The organism is Streptomyces torulosus, from assembly GCF_001419765.1.
Lineage (GTDB): Bacteria > Actinomycetota > Actinomycetes > Streptomycetales > Streptomycetaceae > Streptomyces > Streptomyces torulosus.
On record NZ_LIRK01000945.1, the window covers coordinates 1 to 4,007 of the forward strand.

Here is a 4,007-nt window from a genome sequence, read left to right on the forward strand (position 1 = left end):
GGGGCGGGCCGTGCCGGGGTGGTCCGGGCCTGGTCGGATGGCCGTCGGTGACAGGTGTCGCAGAAGCCGGTCACCATGATGCGGCCGCCGCCCGGGCAGTCGGGTCTCGGGCACGGCACGGGTAAGGACGTCATGTCTCGGAGACACCTCCATGTCCCCGTCTACGTGCGGCCCGGCGGTCGACGCGGCGGGTGTACGCCTCCACGGCGGCCTCGGCGGCCTTGACGTCGCACGGCCTGGCCCGCAGCAGTTCGTGCGCGCGCAGACGAAGAGCGTCCAAGGTCAGGTCCTCCTCGTTGCCTCGTACGGAGTTCAGATGCAGGTCGTGGTAGCCGCGGAGCCTGCCGTCCAGCTCGTCCCGCCGGTCGCGCAGCGCGTCGAGGGCGCGGACGGTCCTGGTCAGCCGTGCGGCCACCCGCTGGGCGAGCCGCTCGTAGCGGGCCAGCTCCGGGTGGGGGCCGCCGTCGTCGGCCGCGGCCCGCCCGAGCCTGAGGGCGGCGAGCGCGGCGTGCGCCCGTACCAGGTCGGCGTCGGCGGGGCGCACCTCGTCGGCCCGTACGGCCCCGAGGCCCTCGTGGAGGGCGCGGGCGAGTGGACCGGTGATCTCCTCCAGCCGTGCGACGAGACGGGCGCGGCGTTCCCGTTCGGGTTCGAGGACCAGTTCGCTCCGGGCGCGGTGGTAGACGGTGCCGGTGTCGCGGAAGACCAGCAGGAGGCGGTTGCCCTTGGCGCGCAGGGCCTTCAGCAGTTCCAGCAGCGCGGGCGGATCGGCGGCCTCGTCGACGCCGACGACGACCAGGGTGAGGGTGACGTCCGCGGCTCTGATCCGCTCCGCCACCGGGTCCGCGGGATGCTGCCACAGCCCCATGCGCTCGGCGATCCGCTCCCCGATCTCCGCAGAGGTCAGTCCGGCCGCGTCCACGGCCAGGTCGTGGCCGCCGGCCGACGGGACGGTGCCGGGCGGGTCGAGGGAGGCCCGGCCGACGGACGCCGCGGTGCGCAACTCCCGGTCGGCGAGGGTGATCGCGCGGCGCAGCGTGGCGGCCCGTACCGCGTCCCCGGCCGGGACCAGGCTGATCTTCACCTGCTGTCCGTCGTCCTGGAGCCAGTCGGCGAGGCGCTGGGCGAACGGCTCGTCGAGCAGTGCCTCGGCCGTGTCCTGCCGGGTCGTTCTGAGCCCGTCGTCCACGGCTGCCTTGCCGCGGGTCCACCGGCGGACCTGGGGGAGGTGCCGGACGATGGTCTCGGCCGGGCTCATGAAGGAGAACAGGTTGCCGTGCTGGTCGGAGATGCCGCTGAGGACCATGCCGATGACCTTGCCGGTGAGGGTGTCCATCACGCCCGAGCCACTGCATCCGGGGCTGGCCAGCTCACCGGGGCTCGTCGGGCTCAACTGGACCTGCCCGTCCCGTCCGCAGCCGCCGACGATGCTGGCCCGGAACCAGATGCCGCCGTTGTGGTCGTAGGGGAAGCCGTACATCTGGACCGCGCGGTTCGGCGCCGAGAGGCGGTACAGCAGGGTCGTCTCCGCCGTGGGTCTCGGCTGTTCGAGGCGGAGCAGCGCCACGTCGCCGAGGGGGTCGCCGTCGGCGTCCCGGGTGTTGGGCACATACGCGTCCCCGTCGACCCACGCGGCGACCGAGGGCACCATGAGACCGGGCGCCGCCCCGACGAACTCCGCGGCGAACCGCGCCTCCCGGTCCTCGACCACATGGGCGCAGGTCAACACCCGGTCGGGGCTCAACAGAATGCCGGCGCCCGCGATCCTTCCATCGGCCCGGCGGATGCGCACAGCCCAGCCGGGCGTCTCGAGTGACGAACCATCAACGACTCCCCCGTCGTCCGCCATAGCACAACTATACGAGCGACGCGTCCCGGCGCATACTGGGGCGACAGGGATCAACGGGCGTGCGGGGGGTGCGAGTTGACCGATGGGCCGGGGTTCGTGGGATTGACCGAGGTGATCCGCCAGATCAGGGGCGAACTGGAGCGGGCCCAGGAGGAGGCGCAGGGCCGGTCCCTCGGATTCAGCGTCGACAAGGTGAGCCTCCAGTTCACCGTGCAGGTCCACCAGTCCGGCTCCGGCCGCGGCGGTGTGCGCATCGGGGTGGTGACGGCCGAACTCGGCGGTTCCGTCGACCGCCAGACGACCCATCAGGTGCAGGTCGAACTGACCCCGCAGACACGGTCGGGCGGCCGCGTCTCCGTCGGCCGCGGAGAGCGGCCGGGCCCGACTCCCGCGCCGTAGCCGGCAGAAGGGTGCCGCCTCGGTGCGGGCGGCACCCGACGTCTCAGGTTCGGCGGAAAGCGGTCCCCACAGGTCGTGATCGGACGCGGCCGCAAGCGGCGACCCCGCCACCGGTAGGGCGTGGCCATGCCGAAGTCAGGGGAGCGTGCTCTCCGTGGTGATCAGCTCGATGGCCGCCCTCGGGCCGCCGGTCGCCAGGGCGGTCCGCTGCCGGTCCGCCCCGGTGCCGCCCTGGAGGAGCCGGTGCACCAGGCTCGTCACCTCACGGGTGTCGCCGGATGCCTCCAGCGCCGGTCCGACATGGCGCAGGAGCCGGCACAGCACGTCACCGGCCCGGTGGCGTCGACCGTCGGGGCCGATCAGGGTGTCGCTCAGGCCATGGCGGGCGGCGTGCCACATGGCCGCCTTCAGCAGCTCCGGCGGGCAGTCGGGCGGGGGAGCGCCGGCGGCCGCCTCGACGCGGGCGGTCTCCACCAGCGCCCGGACGATTCCGGCGAACATCACCGCGTCGTCCGCGCGCAGCTGCACGTCGGGGCAGCGCACCTCGACGGTCGGATAGCGCTCCGAGAGCCGGGCCTGCCAGTACACCTGGCCGGTGTCGCAGATCAGGCCGCTCTCCACCAGCTGGTGCAGCCGCCGGTCGTAGTCGGCCGCGTCCCGGAAGGAGGGCGGCATACCGCTCACCGGCCAGCGGCTGAAGACGACCGTGCGCCAGCTGGCGAAGCCGGTGTCGTGGCCGTCCCACAGCGGGGAGTTCGCCGACATCGCGGTCAGGGTGGGCAGCCAGACGCGGAGCCGGTTCAGCACCTCGACGCCGACCTCGCGGCCGGGGACGCCCACATGCACATGCATGCCGTTGACCAGCTGTTCCTCCACCAGCTGCGGTGCCTGCGCCAGCATGGCCCGGTAGCGGGTCTGGTCGGTGACGGCCATGGACCGCGCGTCGCGCAGCGGCGGTGTCGCGGCCGCGGCGATACGGCAGCCGTGCTCCTCGGCGGCGGCGCCCACGGCGTGCCGCAACCGCAGCAGGTGACCGCCGATCTCGTCCAGGGTGTGGCACACCGGGGTGGTCACCTCGACCTGCGACTGGAGCAGCTCGTAGTGCACCTCGTGCTCCTCCGCCAGGTGCGCCAGACACGCCGACAGGCGGACCTTCTCGGCGTAGGGGACCGGTAGGCCCGTGACAGGGTCGACCAGCATGTACTCCTCTTCCAGGCCGATCGTCGTCATCAGTCGCCCTCTGCTCGGCTCGCTGCCGTGACCGGCACGCGAGGAACCCTGGCCGACACCCGTCCCGCGGGGTTGATCACCTCAACTCAGGCGCTTGCTTCTGGGACGATCCGAGTGCCCAGCCGCTTCACCGCAAACCCGACACATGTGTGCCCGGCGGCGCCCCGCACCATGCCGCGCCGGAACACCGGGAACGCCCGGAGGAACCGTTTTGCGTCACGGTCGTGAGGGGCCGCTGCGGACGGGACGGCGCCGCCGTCACCACGAGGTGCGCGCGGCTCCGTCGACCGGGCGAAGCCCCAGGTCAACCACGCCAGGCGTCCTCCAATCGCCGCTCCCTCCACCATTAGAGACCGCTGCGGCCTCCCCGGCCACTCCGGACCCGAGGGCGCCCTCGACCACCCCCGCCACGTCGGATACGCCGGGCGCTCAGCCGCCCTTGCCCATGGCCTTGCGGACCGCGTCCTTCGTACGGTCCATGAGGGCGGCGACCGGGCCGAGGGGAGGTTCGCCGCCCTCATGGACCGTA

General features: G+C 73.1%; 3 protein-coding genes. 1 reads left to right on the top strand and 2 read right to left on the bottom strand.

What is annotated here, in order from left to right; genetic code table 11:
* Positions 1 to 130 precede the first annotated feature (130 nt).
* A complete protein-coding gene (locus AOK23_RS42890; protein WP_055717783.1) occupies positions 131 to 1,849 on the bottom strand; it encodes a trypsin-like serine peptidase in 1,719 nt (572 codons plus the stop codon).
* A gap of 96 nt (positions 1,850 to 1,945) precedes the next feature.
* Here AOK23_RS42890 and AOK23_RS42895 point away from each other — a divergent pair, with 96 nt between their 5' ends.
* Positions 1,946 to 2,248 carry a trypco2 family protein gene (locus AOK23_RS42895; protein WP_338056570.1) on the top strand — a complete coding sequence of 101 codons (303 nt, stop codon included), beginning with the start codon at positions 1,946 to 1,948 and terminating at the stop codon, positions 2,246 to 2,248.
* 135 nt (positions 2,249 to 2,383) lie between these two features.
* Here AOK23_RS42895 and AOK23_RS42900 read toward each other — a convergent pair whose 3' ends face one another.
* Entirely contained in the window at positions 2,384 to 3,478 is a 1,095-nt protein-coding gene (locus AOK23_RS42900) for a carboxylate-amine ligase (RefSeq protein WP_055717785.1), read from the bottom strand.
* Positions 3,479 to 4,007 lie beyond the last annotated feature (529 nt).

Bases quoted from the DNA above. Each gene is read 5' to 3' on its own strand.
- AOK23_RS42890 (WP_055717783.1), bottom strand. From the start codon at position 1,849: ATGGCGGACGACGGGGGAGTCGTTGATGGTTCGTCACTCGAGACGCCC.
- AOK23_RS42900 (WP_055717785.1), bottom strand. From the start codon at position 3,478: ATGACGACGATCGGCCTGGAAGAGGAGTACATGCTGGTCGACCCTGTC.